Source organism: Thalassospira profundimaris WP0211 (assembly GCF_000300275.1).
Lineage (GTDB): Bacteria > Pseudomonadota > Alphaproteobacteria > Rhodospirillales > Thalassospiraceae > Thalassospira > Thalassospira profundimaris.
On the sequence record NZ_AMRN01000007.1, the window covers coordinates 255116 to 274004 of the forward strand.

16 protein-coding genes are annotated in these 18889 nt (G+C 55.3%); all 16 read right to left on the reverse strand.

From position 1 onward, the window contains the following. Positions 1 to 40 precede the first annotated feature (40 nt). The 16 genes from dnaE to nuoI all read right to left on the reverse strand — a co-directional run bounded on the left by dnaE (position 41) and on the right by nuoI (position 18862). Positions 41 to 3526 carry a DNA polymerase III subunit alpha gene (gene dnaE / locus TH2_RS14605; RefSeq protein ID WP_008891209.1) on the reverse strand — a complete coding sequence of 1162 codons (3486 nt, stop codon included), beginning with the start codon at positions 3524 to 3526 and terminating at the stop codon, positions 41 to 43. 89 nt (positions 3527 to 3615) lie between these two features. Then, the gene (locus TH2_RS14610) at positions 3616 to 4350 is read right to left on the reverse strand and encodes an ABC transporter ATP-binding protein (protein WP_008891210.1); all 735 of its coding nucleotides are present in this window, start codon (positions 4348 to 4350) and stop codon (positions 3616 to 3618) included. Then, on the reverse strand, positions 4343 to 5593 hold the full coding sequence (locus tag TH2_RS14615) for a lipoprotein-releasing ABC transporter permease subunit (RefSeq protein ID WP_008891211.1): 1251 nt from the start codon (positions 5591 to 5593) through the stop codon (positions 4343 to 4345). Before TH2_RS14615 ends, TH2_RS14610 begins: the two co-directional genes overlap by 8 nt. A gap of 116 nt (positions 5594 to 5709) precedes the next feature. Continuing rightward, the gene (gene proS, locus TH2_RS14620; RefSeq protein ID WP_008891212.1) at positions 5710 to 7035 is read right to left on the reverse strand and encodes a proline--tRNA ligase; all 1326 of its coding nucleotides are present in this window, start codon (positions 7033 to 7035) and stop codon (positions 5710 to 5712) included. Between the two features lie 150 nt (positions 7036 to 7185). Then, complete coding sequence (locus TH2_RS21300; protein ID WP_193386508.1) at positions 7186 to 7653, reverse strand: hypothetical protein; 468 nt, start codon at positions 7651 to 7653, stop codon at positions 7186 to 7188. A gap of 527 nt (positions 7654 to 8180) precedes the next feature. After that, positions 8181 to 8420: a DUF1467 family protein gene (locus TH2_RS14630; protein WP_008891214.1), complete on the reverse strand. Its 240-nt coding sequence runs from the start codon at positions 8418 to 8420 to the stop codon at positions 8181 to 8183. A 109-nt stretch (positions 8421 to 8529) separates the two neighbouring features. Then, the gene (gene mce / locus TH2_RS14635) at positions 8530 to 8934 is read right to left on the reverse strand and encodes a methylmalonyl-CoA epimerase (RefSeq protein ID WP_008891215.1); all 405 of its coding nucleotides are present in this window, start codon (positions 8932 to 8934) and stop codon (positions 8530 to 8532) included. 104 nt (positions 8935 to 9038) lie between these two features. Next, a complete protein-coding gene (locus TH2_RS14640; protein ID WP_008891216.1) occupies positions 9039 to 10715 on the reverse strand; it encodes a ribonuclease J in 1677 nt (558 codons plus the stop codon). A gap of 73 nt (positions 10716 to 10788) precedes the next feature. Beyond that, positions 10789 to 11583, reverse strand: a complete 795-nt coding sequence (locus TH2_RS14645) for a type III pantothenate kinase (RefSeq protein WP_008891217.1) — start codon at positions 11581 to 11583, stop codon at positions 10789 to 10791. A 43-nt stretch (positions 11584 to 11626) separates the two neighbouring features. Then, on the reverse strand, positions 11627 to 12385 hold the full coding sequence (locus tag TH2_RS14650; protein WP_008891218.1) for a biotin--[acetyl-CoA-carboxylase] ligase: 759 nt from the start codon (positions 12383 to 12385) through the stop codon (positions 11627 to 11629). Positions 12386 to 12387: 2 nt separating this feature from the next. Further along, a complete protein-coding gene (gene nuoN, locus TH2_RS14655) occupies positions 12388 to 13827 on the reverse strand; it encodes an NADH-quinone oxidoreductase subunit NuoN (RefSeq protein WP_238538710.1) in 1440 nt (479 codons plus the stop codon). A gap of 11 nt (positions 13828 to 13838) precedes the next feature. After that, on the reverse strand, positions 13839 to 15356 hold the full coding sequence (locus TH2_RS14660; protein ID WP_008891220.1) for an NADH-quinone oxidoreductase subunit M: 1518 nt from the start codon (positions 15354 to 15356) through the stop codon (positions 13839 to 13841). Positions 15357 to 15362: 6 nt separating this feature from the next. Beyond that, positions 15363 to 17366, reverse strand: coding sequence for an NADH-quinone oxidoreductase subunit L (nuoL, locus tag TH2_RS14665; RefSeq protein ID WP_008891221.1), 2004 nt, complete (start codon positions 17364 to 17366; stop codon positions 15363 to 15365). 7 nt (positions 17367 to 17373) lie between these two features. Further along, a complete protein-coding gene (gene nuoK / locus TH2_RS14670) occupies positions 17374 to 17682 on the reverse strand; it encodes an NADH-quinone oxidoreductase subunit NuoK (protein ID WP_007089416.1) in 309 nt (102 codons plus the stop codon). After that, positions 17682 to 18290, reverse strand: a complete 609-nt coding sequence (locus tag TH2_RS14675; RefSeq protein WP_008891222.1) for an NADH-quinone oxidoreductase subunit J — start codon at positions 18288 to 18290, stop codon at positions 17682 to 17684. The genes nuoK and TH2_RS14675 overlap by 1 nt, the downstream gene beginning before the upstream one ends. Before the next feature lie 83 nt (positions 18291 to 18373). Continuing rightward, entirely contained in the window at positions 18374 to 18862 is a 489-nt protein-coding gene (gene nuoI / locus TH2_RS14680; RefSeq protein ID WP_008891223.1) for an NADH-quinone oxidoreductase subunit NuoI, read from the reverse strand. Between the last annotated feature and the right edge of the window lie 27 nt (positions 18863 to 18889).

Consider the following 18889-nt stretch of genomic DNA (forward strand, 5'->3'; position numbering starts at 1 on the left):
GGCGGGCTGTTTTGCTTTGAAGAACTGTTTGCCTTGGCCCCTAGATTTCCTCGGCAAATTCCACACCGGGAATCGCGCCAATTGCACCGATCAGGGATGGCCCGACCTTGTAGTTTTCTTCAAGCTCGATCTCGGCCATGCGACCGTCATCACAGACCGTTGACAGGCTGACAAGACCACGCCCCCGGCCCGCCTGTTCAAGCAATTGACGGATTTCCGCGACGGGATCAGGGCGGTTCAGACGAATGCGAATGCCTTCGGCAGCACCGGCGACTGCCTGTTCGAGGTCTTCGACGCGCTGCCCCTGAATGCGCAGTTGGCCTTCGCGCATTTCAGCAGAAACGTTAAGCAATACCGGGCGTCCGGCATTAATGATTTCCTTGTAGGCCGCCCATGCCTCGGCCCAGAAGGCGACTTCGAAACTGCCGGTCGGGTCAGAGAACATGACAAAGGCGAATTTCGAGCCGTTCTTTTTCGAGATCATTTCGCGTGCATTGATCAGGGTTCCGGCCAAGCGGATGGTGCCCTTGTTGGATGCACGCATGCGGGCCGGTAATTCCTTGATCGGGGCGATGCCGATGCGCTGGATGCTTTTGCCAAATGTATCAAGCGGATGGGCCGACAGATAGAACCCAATGGCCGAGAATTCCTCGGTCAGCTTTTCCATCGGCACCCAGTCGCGTTCATCAGGCAGACGGATCTGATCCTTGCCAAAGCCGCTACTGTCACCAAACATCGAAATCTGATCATCGTTACGCGCATGCATTTCACGCTGGGCAACGGCGATGACCTTATCGACATTTTCAAACATGACCTTGCGGTTGGACGCGAGGCAATCCAGCGCCCCGGCGCGTACAAGGTTTTCAAGCAGGCGTTTATTGACCGCGCGGCTATCAATGCGCGATGCGAAATCGGTGATGTCCTTGAACGGTCCGTTGGCTTCGCGTTCGGCCACCAGGCTTTCCATCGCGGCATCGCCGACATTTCGAACCGCGGCCAGTGCATAACGGATCTTGCGCACGCCATCGTGGTTTTCGACCGAAAACGCGACTTGGGAATTGTTGACACAAGGCGGCAGGATTTCAATTTCAAGCCGTTCGACTTCCTGTTTGAAAATCGCCAGCTTTTCGGTGTTGTGCATATCAAGCGTCATCAACGCGGCCATAAATTCGACCGGGTAGTTCGCCTTGAGATATGCCGTCTGATAGGCCACCAGCGCATAGGCCGCCGCGTGGGATTTGTTAAAGCCGTAGGATGCGAATTTGGCGACCTGATCAAAGATGTCAGACGCCTGCCCGCGATCAACGCCGTTCTTTTCCGCGCCATCGACAAACAGGCTGCGCTGTTTTTCCATTTCCTCGGCGATTTTCTTACCCATTGCACGGCGCAACAGGTCAGCGCCGCCAAGTGAGTAGCCCGCCATGATCTGGGCAAGTTCCATGACTTGCTCCTGATAGATCATGATGCCATAGGTTTCTTCGAGGATCGGCTGCAACATCGGGTGCATGTAATCAGGTTCTTCCTGACCGTGCTTACGCGCGATGTAATGCGGAATGTTATCCATCGGCCCCGGACGATACAGCGCCACGACAGCGATAATGTCCTCAAGCGTATCGGGCTTTAGCCCGCGCAAGACGTCCTGCATACCCTGAGATTCAAGCTGGAACACGCCAACGGTTTCGGCGGCTGACAGGAGCTTAAAGGCCGGGCGATCATCAAGCGGAATTGCACTGATATCAAAGTCTTGCGGGACGTCTTTTCGAAGACGCATCAAATTGACGGCCTCGATAATCACCGTCAGGGTCTTAAGACCAAGGAAGTCAAACTTCACCAGACCCGCATTTTCAACATACTTCATGTTGAACTGGGTAACCGGCATGTCCGAACGCGGATCGCGATAGATCGGGACCAGTTCATCAAGGTCACGGTCACCGATCACCACACCTGCCGCGTGGGTCGATGAGTTACGATAAAGGCCTTCGATCTGCATGGCGATCGACAGCAGACGATCAATATCCGGGTCCTCGCGCGCGATGCGGCGAAGGTCCGGTTCCATATCAATGGCTTCTTTCAGCGGGATCGGCTTGGCCGGATCGCCCGGGATCATTTTACAGATCTTGTCGACATAACCATACGGGATCGACAAAACGCGCCCGACGTCACGCACAGCGGCCTTTGCCTGCAACTTACCAAAGGTAATGATCTGGGCAACGCGGTCATGGCCGTATTTTTTCTGAACGTATTCGATCACCTCGCCGCGCCGGTCCTGACAGAAGTCGACGTCAAAGTCAGGCATCGATACACGTTCCGGGTTCAGGAAACGTTCGAACAGAAGCGAAAAGCGCAGCGGATCAAGGTCGGTAATTAAAAGCGCATAGGCCACGAGCGAGCCCGCACCCGACCCACGGCCCGGTCCAACCGGAATTTCGTGATCCTTTGCCCACTGGATGAAGTCGGCAACGATCAGGAAGTAGCCCGGGAAGCCCATCTGATTGATGATGCCCAGTTCGTAATCAAGGCGTTCCCAATAAGGCTTGGCGATTTCTTCCTTTTCCGCATCCGACATTTCATCGGTGAAGACGTATTTTTCCAGACGGCCTTTAAGGCCTTCTTCGGACATATGGCGGAGTTCGTCGACCTCGGTGCGGCCCTCGCCGCAATCAAAAGGCGGCAAGATCGGGTCGATCTTTTCCACATGCCAGGAGCAACGTTTGGCGATCAAAACCGTATTGTCGCAGGCCTCGGGAATATCGGCGAACAGATCGCGCATTTCAGCCGCCGACTTGAAGCGGTGATCCGGGGTCAGTTTCCAGCGATCTTCCTGACCAACAACCGCCCCCTGCCCGACGCAAATAAACACGTCATGGGCTTCGTACATATCGACCGTCGGGAAATAGCAGTTATTGGTCGCGACCAGCGGCACATCATGATCATAGGCCAGCTTGATCAGGCCGGGTTCGACCTGTTCTTCAAGCGGTTCGCCATGGCGCTGCAATTCGATGTAAAGGCGGTCACCAAAGATGTCCTTAAGCTCGGATAAGCAGCTTTCGGCCTTTTCGAGCTGTTCTTCACCCAGCAACCGCGCAAGTGGCCCGGTCGGGCCACCGGTCAGGCAGATGATGTGGTCGGCATATTTGCGGATATGTTCGTAAAGGGCTTTTGGCTCGCTGCCGGCTTCGGACGTCATGTGGGCGCGCGAGACGATTTTCAGCAGGTTGAAATAGCCTTCCTTGTTCTGGGCAATCAGAACAAGGCGATCTGGCATCGGTTCGCGGGCGATTTTGCCGACAGCGGGTTTGTCGCCATAACGTTCCACGCCCATCTGCACGCCAAGGATCGGCTGAATGCCGGCACCGCTGAGCGCACCGGCAAAATCAAGCGCGCCGAACATATTGTCGGTATCGGTCATCGCCACAGCCGGTTGGCCGTCCGCAGCACAGAGTTTGGCAAGCTCCTTGGTCGTGATCGCACCTTCGGCCAGCGAATAGTTGGTGTGTACACGAAGATGGACGAAACCATTTTCCATCGGAGCCAGACCTCTGAAATATAAGAAAAATGCAGGAGTGCCGCGCCCATCACAGGCGCGGCAAAACCAGCTTAAAGAATTTTGATCGCTTAGGGAAGATCAGCGGGATCGAGTTCGATCAAATGACCGTCGCGCAAAGTCACAACCCGATCCATCTGGCGTGCCAGTTCCGGGTTGTGGGTCGCAATCAACGACGCCAGACCGGTTTCACGCACCAAAGTCATCAACATGCCAAACACCGTTTCGGCGGTTTGCGGATCAAGGTTGCCGGTGGGTTCATCGGCAAACAGCACATCAGGCACATTGGCCAGCGCGCGGGCAATCGCAACGCGCTGTTGCTCACCACCTGAAAGACGCGCAGGACGATGATCAGCACGTTTTTCAAGGCCAAGACAACGCAGCAATTCCAGCCCGCGTTCTTCGGCCTCGGCCCGTTTCAGGCCTTTGATCATTTGCGGCATGACGACATTTTCAAGGGCTGAAAATTCCGGCAGCAAATGATGGTACTGATAAACAAAGCCGATGTGGCTGCGGCGCATTTCAGTGCGCGCCAGATCAGACAGATCCGTGCTGCGCTTGCCCCCGATGGAAACCAGTCCGCCATCGGGCTTTTCCAAAAGACCGGCAATCTGAAGCAGGGTTGATTTACCCGCCCCTGACGGCCCGACAAGGGCAACGATTTCGCCCTGATGGATTTCGAGATCAACCGATTTCAGAATTTCAAGCTGATCGGGGCCCTGATTGAAAATGCGATCAATCTTTTCTAGGCGCAGCACGACTTTGCGCGCGCGCTGTTCGGCGGTTGTTTTCAACAGATCACTCATAACGCAGGGCCTCCACCGGATCGAGGCGCGATGCCCGCCATGCCGGATAGACCGTGGCAAGGAAGGACAATGTCAGCGACATGATGCAAACCATAACGACCTCGCCGACATCCATGTCGGCAGGGAGCTGCGACAGGAAGTAAATCTCGGCATTGAAAAGGTCAGTCCCGGTCAGGCTTTGAATAAACTGACGGATATTTTCGATGTTCAGGCAGAACAGAACCCCAATGACCAGACCCGAAATCGTACCCAGCACGCCAATTGAGGCCCCAGCCAGGAAGAACACCTTCATGATCGATTGGCGGGTCGCGCCCATGGTGCGCAGGATGGCGATATCGCGGCCCTTGTCCTTTACCAGCATGACCATGCCGGAAATGATGTTAAACGCCGCAACAAGGATGATCAGGGTCAGGATCAGGAACATAACATTGCGTTCAACCTGAAGCGCGTTAAAGAACCCGGCATTGGATTGTTGCCAATTGACCAGACGCAAGGATTGCCCGGACAAGCTTGTCAGCAATTCATCCATCGTGTCATCAAGTGCGCCGATATCTTCAAGCATCACTTCAAAATGGGTGATTTTTTCCGGCAAGCGGAAATAGACCTGAGCGGCCTCAAGCGGCATAAAGATAAAGCCGCTGTCATACTCATACATGCCAATGTCAAACAAGCCCGCCACGGTATAGCCGCGCACACGCGGCACGGAACCGAACGCGGTGACATTGCCCTTGGGCGAGATCAGGTTGACCGTATCGCCAACGCCCACGCCAAGCTTCATGGCCAAACGTGCGCCCATGATTACGGTGTCTTCGCCCTTGAAGTCATCCAAGGATCCAAAAACGATATTATCGGCGATGGTTTCGCGTTTCTTGACATCTTCGGGGCGCATGCCGCGCACAATGGCACCGGACGCGCGGCCATTTTTCGATGCCATCACCTGCCCTTCGACCACGGGCACGGTCAGAACCACATTGCCGTTTTTGGCAATCTCGTCTTCGATCTTGGTGTAGTCACCAAGGCCGCCATTACCCTGTGCATAGACCGAGATATGGCCGTTCAGCCCGAGAATTCGGCCAAGCAGTTCCGCCCTGAAACCATTCATCACCGACATGACAATGATGAGTGTCGCAACACCCAACATGATGCCGAGCAAAGAGAAGATGGCGATGACGGAAACAAAGCCTTCCTGCCGACGTGGACGCAGGTAGCGAAAGGCCACCATACGTTCGAACGGACTGAACATGGGCAATCGATCCTTGTGGAAGCGGGTCAGGAAAAAGGTATGAACAAAGAACTTAGCGTTCAAACCGAAAATGGCAACGGGGCAGCACAAGCTGCCCCGTCCGAAAGCATATTTTATCAGGCGCTGAGCTGATTAAGCGCCGCTTCGAAGGTGACTTCGGTTTTCTCACCCGATTTGCGGTTCTTGAGCTCGACAACACCGTTCTTGAGGCCTTTGGGGCCAATAACGATCTGCCAGGGCAGACCGATCAAATCCATATCGGCAAACTTGCCACCGGCACGAATGTCACGGTCATCATAAAGGACCTCGATCCCGGCATTGGTCAGCTTGGCATAGGCATCTTCGCAGGCCGCATCGCATTCATCGTCACCGGTACGCAGATTGATCAGACCAACCTTGTACGGCGCGACAGATTCCGGCCAGATGATGCCGTTTTCATCGTGGGATGCTTCGATCAATGCACCGACAAGGCGCGATACGCCAATGCCGTATGAGCCCATCTGAACCGGAACTTCGGTGCCATCCGGACCAAGGACGGTTGCGCCCATCGGTTCGGAATATTTGGTGCCGAAGTGGAAGATGTGACCGACTTCGATGCCGCGCGTGGTGACGAGATCATCACCAAGTGCGGTAACCGCCTCGTTGGCAGCATCGTGCATTTCTTCGGTCGCGGCGTAATCTTCAAGCGTGCCCTGCACCCAGTTTTCAAGGCCGGTACGATCATTCAGATCGACACCTTTGCCCGTCAGGTCCTTGTCGAGCCACTTCTTGTCGCAGAAGACTTCACTTTCGCCGGTATCGGCCAGAATGATGAATTCGTGGCTAAGGTCACCACCGATCGGGCCGGTATCGGCCACCATCGGGATCGCCTTGACGCCCAGACGGGTGAAGGTCCGGCAATAAGCCAGGAAGATCTTGTTATAGGTGTGACGCGCGCTTTCGTAATCGATATCGAACGAATAAGCGTCTTTCATGTAGAATTCGCGCCCTCGCATCACGCCAAAGCGCGGGCGGATTTCGTCGCGGAATTTCCACTGGATATGATAGAGCAGCTGCGGCAGCTGTTTATAAGAGCGCACATCCTTGCGGAAAATGTCGGTGATCGCTTCTTCGTTGGTCGGACCAAACAGCATCTTGCGATCATGACGGTCGGTGATGCGCAGCATCTCAAGACCGTAATCATCATAACGACCACTTTCCTGCCACAGCTCGGCCGGCTGAATGGTTGGCATCAGAAGCTCGTTAAAGCCGATCTTGTCCTGTTCTTCGCGAACGATCTGTTCGATCTTTTTAAGAACACGGTGGCCGAGTGGCAGCCAGGAATAGATCCCTGCGGTCAGCTGACGCACCATACCGGCGCGGAGCATCAAACGATGGGACGCAATCTGGGCTTCCGAAGGGGTTTCCTTCAGGGTCGGCAGAAAGAACTGGGAAAGACGCATCAATGCCTCGTGATGATCAGATCTGAATATTTGGGTCTGTAATAACCTTGCCCGGAAAATGCGACAGCAGCGCCCGAAACGCAAGCCGGAACTTGCTTTATATCATCGATGGCTGGTTAAGCGCCAAAGATGGCAAAACAACGACGGCAATCAACGAAAGCCCGCCTTGCGGCAGGCATCAATCAGTTCAGCGTTATTGGCATCATCGCCAAGCGGCTGATCATTGAAATAAACCCGCCCGTTGCGATAGGTGATCTTGCCGATATTCTGTTCGCCGCTGACCCCGTCCGGCACGGTGATCCCGGAATATTTAAAGAAGTCGATGGTGACCGGAAATTCGATTTCCTTGGGCAGCGACTTCAAGATGTTGCTGCCCCCGTTTAAATCGGCCGGGGCAACCGCATTCCCGCGCACATCAACACCCGGCTTGTACGCCACATCGTCGTCGGGGACGTGGGTAACCAGTTCCTTGCAGGCAGCACGCGTAACGATGATCGTTGGTGCCGGTGCCTCATTTGTTTCTGCAGCATCATCCGCAGCACCGCCATCCGTTTGTTCTGTTGCAGAGGGGAATGGGGATTCGTCCTGCGCCTTGGCCGTGATGAGTGGAGACACCATCAGCATCACCGCAGTGATCGGCGCCAATAGTCTGATTTTATGACCAAATTCGGCTTTTGAGATAGATTGGACCAATGAAAACTGGGGCATGATTTAGTTTCGTCCTATCTGTGTGCAGTGCAGCAACGATTCATTTGTGAAGTTTGGTCAAAACATCTTGCATAAAAACGAAACATGTGGCTTTTTAGTCGTCCGCTAACGGCGCAAGATCGTTGCGGAAGGCGTATCGCAGCCGCTCATAATATTGCGGGAGGCTTTGTTGCCAATAAGCATACAAGAAGCAGGCGCGACGTCGAAATAAAACCTGTGCATAAGCCCAGGTCTTAGGAGGAAGTATAAAAAGATTACGGGAAAACAGCTATAAAAATAGCGTCTTAGCAAGATCCTTGTGATCTTGCTTTTTTTTGCCCCTGCCCCAATCGACGCGCCAAGCCATGATTTTTCTGCAGGGCTTGCGCCGCGCCAAACGACAAAACCCCGCACAAAATGTTGCGGGGTTTTATATTTTACGGATTGGGTCAAACGCCTTATTGCGGCGGTCGGACTTCGATCATGCCGCTGGTGATGACAAACCATGCGACCACCCACAGGATTGCCGAAATCAGACTGGTAGCGAGGATCTTTTTCCACATGTGCGGCTTTTCCGGTGCGCCGCTGTCATGGCCCGGTTCAACATTTTCGACCCGCTTCACGCCGACCGGCAGCACCATGAACAGAACCAGCCACCAGATAACGATGTAAACGAGAAGTCCGGAAAACCAGTTCATAGGGGTGCCTTCGGGTTGGATGCAGCATCTGAATGTTTAAAAGACGATAGAAACGCCCGACCTGTTTTGCAAGGCCGGACGTTGTGCGGCGGATCTCGTCAGGGTTAGATCAAACCTGTTCGAGTTCGACCAGGGTTCCGTTGAAATCCTTGGGATGCAAAAACAGAACCGGTTTGCCATGGGCACCGATCTTGGGTTCACCGTCACCTAGCACGCGCGCACCACTTGCCTGCAGCTTGTCACGCGCAGCCAGAATGTCATCGACCTCGTAGCAGACATGATGAATGCCGCCCGACGCGTTCTTCTCAAGGAAACCCTTGATCGGGGAATTGTCCCCCAACGGATACAGCAGTTCGATCTTGGTATTGGGCAGTTCGACAAACACAACCGTCACGCCGTGATCGGGCTCGTCTTGCGGCTCCGAGACCTTTGCGCCCAGAACATCGCGATATTGCGCAATCCCGGCCTCAAGATCCGGCACAGCAATCGCAACGTGGTTCAGCCGTCCAATCATGGTGTTCTCCTAACGTCTTTAAACTGCCCGATTGACGACAATCTAGGATAGCTGCGCGTTCAGAGACAACTGCGCTTTTGGTCGAATGCCCGTTACTTGGCGGATCATCCCTGCTCTTTCACGCGCGCCAGATGCACTTCGATCAGCGGGCGTTTGCCCATGCGTTGACGTACCGGACGGCGCAAAGCCTGACGGACGGCAAGGATTACCGTGGCATCATCCATGACTTCTTCGTCATTCAGCTGATCAATACGATTGCCGATTTCGGCCGCAAATTGATCCAGACGGGTTTCTTCGCCGGGCTCGTCAAACAGGCTGGGTGCGGTGATCATCGGTTCATTGACCATTTCGCCAAACTGGTTGAGCACCACGGTCACGAACATCACGCCGTTCCAAACGATGCGATTGCGGTTACGGAAGGTATCGGCATCGCGTTTAAGCAACCGACCGCCATCAAGGGCAAGAACACCGGCCTCTGCCACGCCGATAACGTGGGCATCGCCGGGCGCCAGCCGAATAACCGTGCCGTCATGCGGGATCACCTGTTCGGGGATCTGGCATTCCGCACCAAGGGCAGCCTGTTCGCACAGATGGCGGGTTTCGCCATGCACCGGCACCAGAATTTTAGGGCGGGTCAGCTGATACATGCGGGTCAGGTCTTCGCGGCCCGGATGGCCCGATACGTGGATCGGTTCATCACGCGCGGTGATGACTTTGACGCCACGGCGGATCAGCAGGTTCTGGATATAGCCAATCGACTTTTCATTGCCCGGAATTTCACGCGCCGAGAACACAACTGTATCGCCCGGATCGAGTTGAACCGTCGGATGATCGCCCTTGGCAATGCGCGACAATGCGGCACGCGGTTCGCCCTGTGACCCGGTGCAGAGCAAAAGAACCTGATCCTTGGGCACTTCCATGGCGTCTTCGTCGGTCAGCAGGTTCGGATAGCCTTTGAGGTAGCCGACTTCACGCGCGGCCTCTGTCACGCGGTTAAGCGACCGACCGGCAAGCCCGACACAACGGCCGTTTTCGTGGGCGGCCTCGATCACCGACTGTACACGGGCAACGTTGGTGGCAAAGCAGGCAACGGCAATGCGGCCTTGCGGATGTTCAGCGAACAGTTTGGACAGGTTCTTGGCGACGTCGCCTTCGGAGCCTGTTTTGCCCTCCGAGAACACATTGGTCGAATCACACACCAGTGCCATGACGCCTTCGTCGCCCAGTGCTTCGAGCTTTTTGACATCCGATGCCTCGCCGATCTGGGGATCGGGATCGAACTTCCAGTCGCCGGTATGGACAATCAGGCCTTTGGGGGTTCTGATGGCAAGGGCGTTGGGTTCCAGGATCGAGTGCGTCATGGTAACGAATTCGATATCAAAGCAACCAAGCTGGAACCGCCCGCCCAGTTCGATCACATGGATCGGCACCTGATCGGCAAAATCGGTTTCAGACAGCTTGGCCTTAAGGAATTCGGCGGCAAACGGGGTCGCGTAAATCGGGCATTTCAAGCGCGGCCACAGATACGGCACAGCGCCCAAGTGATCTTCGTGCGCGTGGGTCAGAACCAGGCCAAGCAGCTTGTCCTTGCGTTCCTCGATAAAGGTCGGGTCGGGCATGACCACATCGACGCCCGGCAGGCCTTCCTCGCCGAACGAAACCCCCATATCGACCATCAACCATTGATCGTCATAGCCATAAAGGTTCAGGTTCATGCCAATTTCGCCGGAACCTCCGAGCGGCACGAACAAAACCTCATCTTTTGGCAAATACAAATCCACGGAAGCTATATCCTTTGTTTTCGGCGCATCAATTACATGCGGGATAATCGTTCCCCTTGCGTCACGCAAGTCTTTATCCTGTAGGGCGTTCGGTCTGCTGGCTGTTGCGACGATAGATCATCAACAAACCCAGCATCGTCAGATCACCATGCAGATATTCAATTTCATCAACCGCCTTGGTAAAAAGCGGTGCAAGCCCACCGGTTGCGACGACTTTCATCTGATCGACATTTTGCTGCTGGCGGATACGCGCAAGCAACCCTTCGATCATCGAGACATAGCCCCAATAGACCCCTGACTGCATGGCTTCGACCGTGTTTTTGCCCACCACACTGCGCGGGGCTTCGATCGCGACCATCGGCAACTGGGCAGCGGCCATATGCAGGGCCTTGATCGACAGGTTGACCCCCGGCGCAATCACACCGCCAAGGTAATCACCATTGCCGTCGACCACGTCAAAGGTCGTGGCCGTCCCGAAATCAAGCACCACCAGCGGCCCGCCAAACAGTTCATGGGCGGCAATCGCGTTGACAAGGCGGTCAGCGCCGACCTCGCTTGGTCGGTCCATGATGATTTTCATATCAAGATTGACCGCAGGATCACCGACAACCATCGGTTCGACATTGAAATAGCGGCGACACAGGGTCTTGAGGCTGAATTCCGCAGCCGGAACCACGGTGGCGATAATCGCCCCTGTAATCGCATCCTTGGGCACGCCAGACAGCGTGAAAAGATGGTGCAACCACACGCCCAACTCGTCCGCGGTGCGTTCGGTGGTGGTGGAACAGCGCCACTGGCCCTTGATGGTATCGCCATCAAAAACCGCAAAGACGATGTTGGTGTTCCCGGCGTCAATCGCAAGCAACATGATGCTTACAAGCCTCCGCTACAAAGCAAGCTATTTGGTTATATCAGGCGGCAAAGAACACTTCACCAGCCCCGATGCGGTGCTCAAGACCGCTGTCTTCTCTTAGGATAAGTTCGCCACCCTCTTCAAGCCCGACGAAAGTTCCCTGAAGTTCGCGTTCGGTCAGGCGGGCGACAACCGGTTTGCCAATGCCATATCCGCGCGCCAGCCAGGCTTCGCGGATCGGTGCAAAACCGTCCTGTTCCCAGATCGGCAACCAGTGCGCAACGCGCGCAACATAGGTTGAGACCAGATCCGTAACCGACACCGGGGAGCCCAGCGCCGCCAACGAGGTTGCCGGGCGTTCGGCATCGTCGGGGAAAAAGGCGACATTCACCCCTGCCCCGATCACAAGATAGTCGGTTGCTGAGCCCTGATTGGAGGCACTTTCAAGCAGGATACCGCAAATCTTGCGATCATTGACCATCAGGTCATTGGGCCATTTGCAATCCGGGCGCACCATACCGCCGGTGACGGTTTCAACCGCCTCGGCCATGGCAACAGCAATCAGGAAGGTCAGACGGGCGGCTTCGGCCAGTGAACAGGTCGGACGCAGCAACAGCGACGAATACAGATTACCCACCGGTGACGACCAGGCACGGCCACGGCGGCCACGGCCAGACGTCTGGGTTCTGGCTATAACAAGGGCGCCACTTTGGGCGCCCTTGTCTGCGAGGCGCTTGGCCTCTTCATTCGTGCTGTCGATCGTATCCCTTTCGTGAAGGGTGAAACCTTCGGGAAGACGGATCGTTCGCAATGCCATTCTTACATCCCAAACAGCGATGCCGCGGCAACAGCTGCGCTATCCATCAGCGGGTTCGGGAAGAAGACGAAGGCCAGGATGATGATCGTGGCAACCGCCATGATGACATTCATCTCGGTACCATTGCGATCAAAGCCTTCGACCGGCTCGTCGAAATACATGACCTTGATGATACGCAGGTAGTAATAGGCACTGACGACCGAGGTCACCAAACCAATAACTGCAAGCGTCACAAGACCGGCATCGACGGCTGCCTTGAAGACATAGAACTTGCCAAAGAAGCCAGCCAGCGGCGGGATACCTGCCATCGAGAACATGAAGATCGCAGTGATCGCGGCCATCAACGGCTTGGTTTTCGCAAGACCGGCAAGATCGGTGATTTCCTCGTTCATACGGTCGTTACGACGCATGCACAGGATGACGGCAAAGGTGCCAAGGTTCATGACAAGGTAGATACCCAGATAAACCAGAACACCGGTGACACCTTCCTGCGTGCCTGCGGCCAGACCGACAAGTGCGAAACCAACGTGACCGATGGACGAATAGGCCATCAGACGTTTGATGTTTTCCTGACGCAGGGCTGCAAAGGAACCAACCGCCATCGACAGAATGGAGATCAGGACAATGATCTGCTGCCAGTCTTCAACAGCACCGCCAAACGGACCAACGGCAACGCGGATGAACAGTGCCAGACCGGCAATCTTCGGGGCAACCGCAAAGAAGGACGTGACCGGGGTCGGCGCACCTTCATAAACGTCCGGGGTCCACATGTGGAACGGAACGGCGGAAACCTTGAAGCACAGACCGGCAAAGATGAAGGCCAGACCAACCAGCGCACCCAGCGGCAGTTCACCACCGACAAGGGTATTGCCCAGAACGGTGAAGTTCGTGGTGCCGGTAAAGCCATAGACCATCGACATGCCATACAGCAGGATGCCCGAGGCGATCGAACCGAGGATGAAGTATTTCAGACCCGATTCCGTCGAACGCACGGTGTCACGGCGGATGGCAGCGACAACATAAAGTGCAAGCGACTGCAGTTCGAGGCCAAGATACAGCGACAGCATATCGGTTGCCGATACCATCGCCATCATGCCAAGGGTGGCAAGAGAGATCAGGATCGGGAACTCGAAGCGTGCCATGTTTTCACGCTCGGCAAAGTTCATGGCCATGATAATGCCGGTTGCAGAACCGATCAGGATCAGGACCTTGCAGAACTTGGCAAACGGATCAGCACTGAACTGACCAAAGAATGCCGAACCACCATCACCCATTACCACCAGTGCGATGGTAATGACCTGGGCGGCCACTGCCAGCAAGGATACGGTGCGGAAGGATTTGTCCTTGCCGGCGAAAACCCCAAGCATCAACAGCGCCAAGGCAGAAACTGCCATAAACATTTCGGGCAGCGCGGCCCCGAGGTTGAGCATAGAAACTCCCATGTTCATTCCCCTCAATTCGCAGCCAGCTGGGCGGCTTGTGCCGCTGCAGCCTGGGCCGTTTCGACCTGGTTGACGAGGTTCTCAACCGAGACATGCATGATGTCGAGGAAGGAGACCGGATAGACCCCCATCCACAGAACGATGATCACCAGCGGTGCAAAGATAATCCATTCACGCGGGCTCAGATCGAGGATGGTTTTCAGGTTCTCTTTGGTGAGTGCCCCGAAAATAATCCGGCGATAGAGATACAGCGCATAGGCCGCACCAAGGATCAGACCGGTTGCCGCAAAGAAGGCGACCCAGGTGTTGGCTTCGAACGCACCAAGAAGTGCGAGGATTTCACCAACGAACCCGCCCGTACCCGGCAGACCAACCGATGCCATGGTGAAGAACATGAAGATCAGTGCGTAGCTCGGCATACGGTGGACAAGACCACCATAAGCGTCGATTTCGCGGGTATGGATACGGTCATAGACCACACCGACACACAGGAAGAGTGCACCGGAAACCACACCGTGGCTGAGCATCTGGAAGATCGACCCTTCGATACCATGCTGGTTAAAGGTGAATGCACCGATGGTCACAATCCCCATATGGGCGACCGACGAATATGCAATCAACTTTTTCATGTCCTGCTGCGCAAGGGCGACCAGCGACGTGTAGATGATTGCAACAATCGACAGCGTGAAGACGAGCGGTGCGAAGGTTTCAGATGCCAGCGGCATCATCGGCAGCGAGAAACGCAGGAAACCGTAACCACCCATTTTCAACAGCACGCCAGCCAGGATCACAGAACCAGCCGTCGGTGCCTCAACGTGGGCATCGGGCAGCCAGGTATGGACCGGCCACATCGGTACCTTGACGGCAAACGATGCAAAGAAGGCCAGCCACAGCCAGAGCTGCATATTATAATCGAAGCCGTATTCCATCAGGGTCGGGATATCGGTAGTGCCCGCTTCGAAATACATCGCAAGCAGTGCCACCAGCATCAGGACCGAACCAAGAAGGGTATAAAGGAACAGCTTGAACGCGGCATAAACGCGACGCTGACCACCCCAGACGCCGATGATGATGAACATCGGGATCAGGACGCCTTCGAAGAACAGATAGAACAGCAGACCGTCAAGGGCACTGAACATGCCGACCATCATCGTTTCAAGAACGAGGAAGGCGATCATGTATTCCTTCACGCGCTTCTGGATGGCTTCCCAAGCCGACAGGATACAAATCGGTGTCAGGAAGGTCGCCAGCAGGACGAACAGAACGGAAATACCGTCAACGCCCATGTGATAGGAAATGTTCAGACCCGGCATCCAGTCCGCCTGCTCGACGAACTGGAAATCTGCGGTCGTTGCATCGAAGTTCACCCACAGCATCAAGGATACGAGGAACGTGAACCCCGAGGTCCAAAGCGCAACCCAACGGGAATTGCGGGCAACAGTCGCCTCTTCACCATTGATCAGTAGCAGCAGGGCTGCACCGACCAGCGGCAGGAAAGTGACGATCGAAAGAATTGGCCAATCACTCATCGCCCGTTAACCCATCTTCCAAATTGTGTAGGAGACCAGCGCTGCAATGCCGATCAGCATCGCAAATGCATAGTGATAGACGAAACCACTCTGAATGGCGCTGACGCGACGTGCGATGTTACGGCAAGCAGCTGCCACACCATCCGGACCGCAACCATCAATGATGGCACCATCCCCTGATTTCCAGAAGCCATAGCCCAAAGCAAAAGCCGGCTTGACGAAAATCTTGTCATAGAGCTCGTCGAAGTACCATTTGTTCAGCGCGAAGCGGTAAACACCGTTGAAGGTGTTGGCCAGCGTGCGCGGAAGCGACGGTACGAGCTTGTACATGACAATCGCAAGCGACAGACCGGTGATCATGGCAACAAACGGTGCCCATTTCACCCAACCCGGAACATGGTGTGCATTTTCCAGAGCGTTGTGACCTTCAGCCATGAAGAGTGCGCCATTCCAGAAGGTCAGCATTTCTTCAAAGTCGCCGCCACCGAACCAGTCCTTGGCGAACCAGCCGGCAAAGACAGCACCGACGGTCAGGAACAGGAGCGGACCTGTCATAATCGCCGGGCTTTCATGCACGTGCGCCATGGTGCGTTCATCGGCACGCGGTGCGCCGAAGAAGGTCAGGAAGATCAGACGCCAGCTATAGAACGAGGTCATCAGAGCCGCAAGGATACCCGCCCAGAACGCATACAGGCCAACGCCGGTATGTGCCCCATAGGCGCTTTCAAGGATAAGGTCCTTGGAATAGTAACCCGCGAAGCCCGGAACACCAGTAATCGCAAGCGTCCCAATCACCATCACAGCAAAGGTCAGCGGAACCATTTTGGCGATGCCGCCCATCTTGCGCATGTCCTGTTCATCAGACATGGCATGGATGACCGAACCGGCACCAAGGAACAGAAGCGCCTTGAAGAAGCCGTGCGTCATCAGGTGGAAGACACCCGCCGAATAAGCCGACACGCCGCAAGCAAAGAACATGTAGCCCAGCTGCGAACAGGTCGAATAGGCAATGACGCGCTTGATGTCGTTCTGAACACAGCCGATGGTCGCAGCGAAGAACGCCGTCGATGCACCAACGATGGTCACGATCATCAGGGTGGTTTCAGCATATTCAAAGATCGGCGACAGACGCGCGACCATGAACACACCGGCCGTCACCATGGTTGCCGCGTGAATAAGGGCGGAAACCGGGGTTGGGCCTTCCATTGCATCCGGAAGCCATGTGTGCAGACCAAGCTGTGCCGATTTACCCATCGCGCCGATGAACAGCAGGAAGCAGGTGATCTCAAGGGCTGAGAATTCATGGCCCAGGAACATCAGGGTCGTGCCCGCGACTTCTTCGGCATTGCCAAAGATGACGTCGAACTGAACGCTGTCGAACAGGACATAAACCGCAAAGATACCAAGGGCAAAGCCGAAGTCACCGACACGGTTGACGATGAAGGCTTTCATCGCAGCCGCCGACGCCGACGGTTTGGAATACCAGAAACCGATCAGAAGGTACGACGCCAGACCAACGCCCTCCCAGCCGAAGAACAGCTGGATCAGGTTGTCGGCGGTAATCAGCATCAGCATCGCAAAGGTGAACAGGCTGAGATACGCCATGAAGCGCGGCTTGTCCGGGTCATGCGACATATAGCCGATGGAATAGATGTGAACCATCGAGGACACGCCGGTGACAACAATCAGCATCACACAGGTCAGCGTATCGATACGCAGCGACCAGGACGCATCAAAGCTGCCCGACGAAATCCAGGTAAACAGTTCAATCACAACCGGGTTGCCACCCAAGGCAACATCGACAAAGGCAAAGATCGAAATCACAAAGGCAATCACGACACCGGCAACGGTGACCAGCTGTGCCAGACGATCCGACGAGGACACACCATGATGGTGATGACCATGGCCGTCATGCGGGGCATCCTTTGCGGTCGACATGGCGCCGACCAGCGTGATGGCCCCGGCAAGGATTGCCGCGATCAGGGGCAGGAATACAATCAACGGATACATATCTGCCTTACCCCTTCATCATGTTGATGTCTTCAACCGCGATGGTGCCGCGGTTACGGAAATAAACGACCAGGATCGCCAGACCAATTGCCGCTTCAGCCGCAGCAACCGTCAGAACGAATATGGTAAATACCTGTCCGACGAGGTCGCCGAGGAACGACGAGAACGCGACCAGATTGATATTGACCGCCAGCAGCATCAGCTCGATCGACATCATGATGATGATGACGTTCTTGCGGTTCATGAAGATGCCGAAGATCCCGAGTGTGAAAAGGATCGCCGCGACGGTCAGATAATGTGCAAGACCGATTTCCATCAGATCCCCCTTCCGACCGGAACTTTTTTGACTTCAAGCGTATCAGCGCGGGTACGCTTGACCTGCTCGGAGATTTTCTGACGACGGACACCTTCACGGTGACGCAGTGTCAGGACAATTGCGCCAATCATCGCAACAAGCAGAACCAGACCAGCCGCCTGGAAGATGTATGCGTAATCGGTGTAGATCAGTTGACCGAGTGCTTCGACGTTGGTCAGACCTGCCGGTGTCGGCTGCGCGAGAACCGCGACCGCCTCGTCGGTTAGGGTCCAGCCAGCGCCAACCAGTGCCAGTTCGACAAACAGAACAACCGCGATCAGAACGCCGATCGGCAGATAGTTCAAAAAGCCCTGACGCATTTCGACAAAGTTAATGTCGAGCATCATGACGACGAACAGGAACAGGACTGCAACCGCGCCGACATAGACGACGACCAGCAGCATGGCGAGAAACTCGGCACCCAGCAGGACGAAAAGTCCGGCTGCGTTAAAGAATGTCAAGATCAGCAACAGTACCGAATGCACCGGGTTGCGAACGGTCACAACCGCAGTCGCGGACAAGACCGCGACGGTAGCAAACAGGTAAAAAGCCAAAGCCTGTACGACCATAAGGTACCCCCTTGGCGAACCGTTGCTGCCCCAATGGCTTACAACGGCCCATGAACTCTCTTTCTAACGATCAGACGCGACACTTACCGATAAGGTGCGTCTGCCTCCAATCGTGCAGCAAGCTCGGCTTCCCAACGCTCGCCGTTTGCCAGCAGCTTGTCCTTGTCATAGAACAGCTCCTCGCGGTTTTCGGTTGCGAACTCGAAGTTCGGACCTTCGACGATGGCATCCACCGGGCAGGCTTCCTCGCAGAAGCCACAATAGATGCATTTCGTCATATCAATGTCGTAACGCGTGGTACGACGCGAACCATCGTTGCGCGGTTCGACCTCAATGGTGATGGCCTGTGCCGGGCAAATGGCTTCGCAAAGTTTGCAGGCGATGCAACGCTCTTCGCCGTTCGGGTAACGGCGCAGTGCGTGTTCGCCACGGAAACGCGGGCTCAGCGGACCTTTTTCGTACGGGTAGTTGATCGTCACCTTGGGCTTGAACATATATTTCAAGGTGAGCGCCATTCCCGAAACGAGTTCCGCGAGCAGGAAGCTCCGGGCCGTCCGATCAATAAATGACATCGTTTACCTCTCTCTTTCCGATGCGCG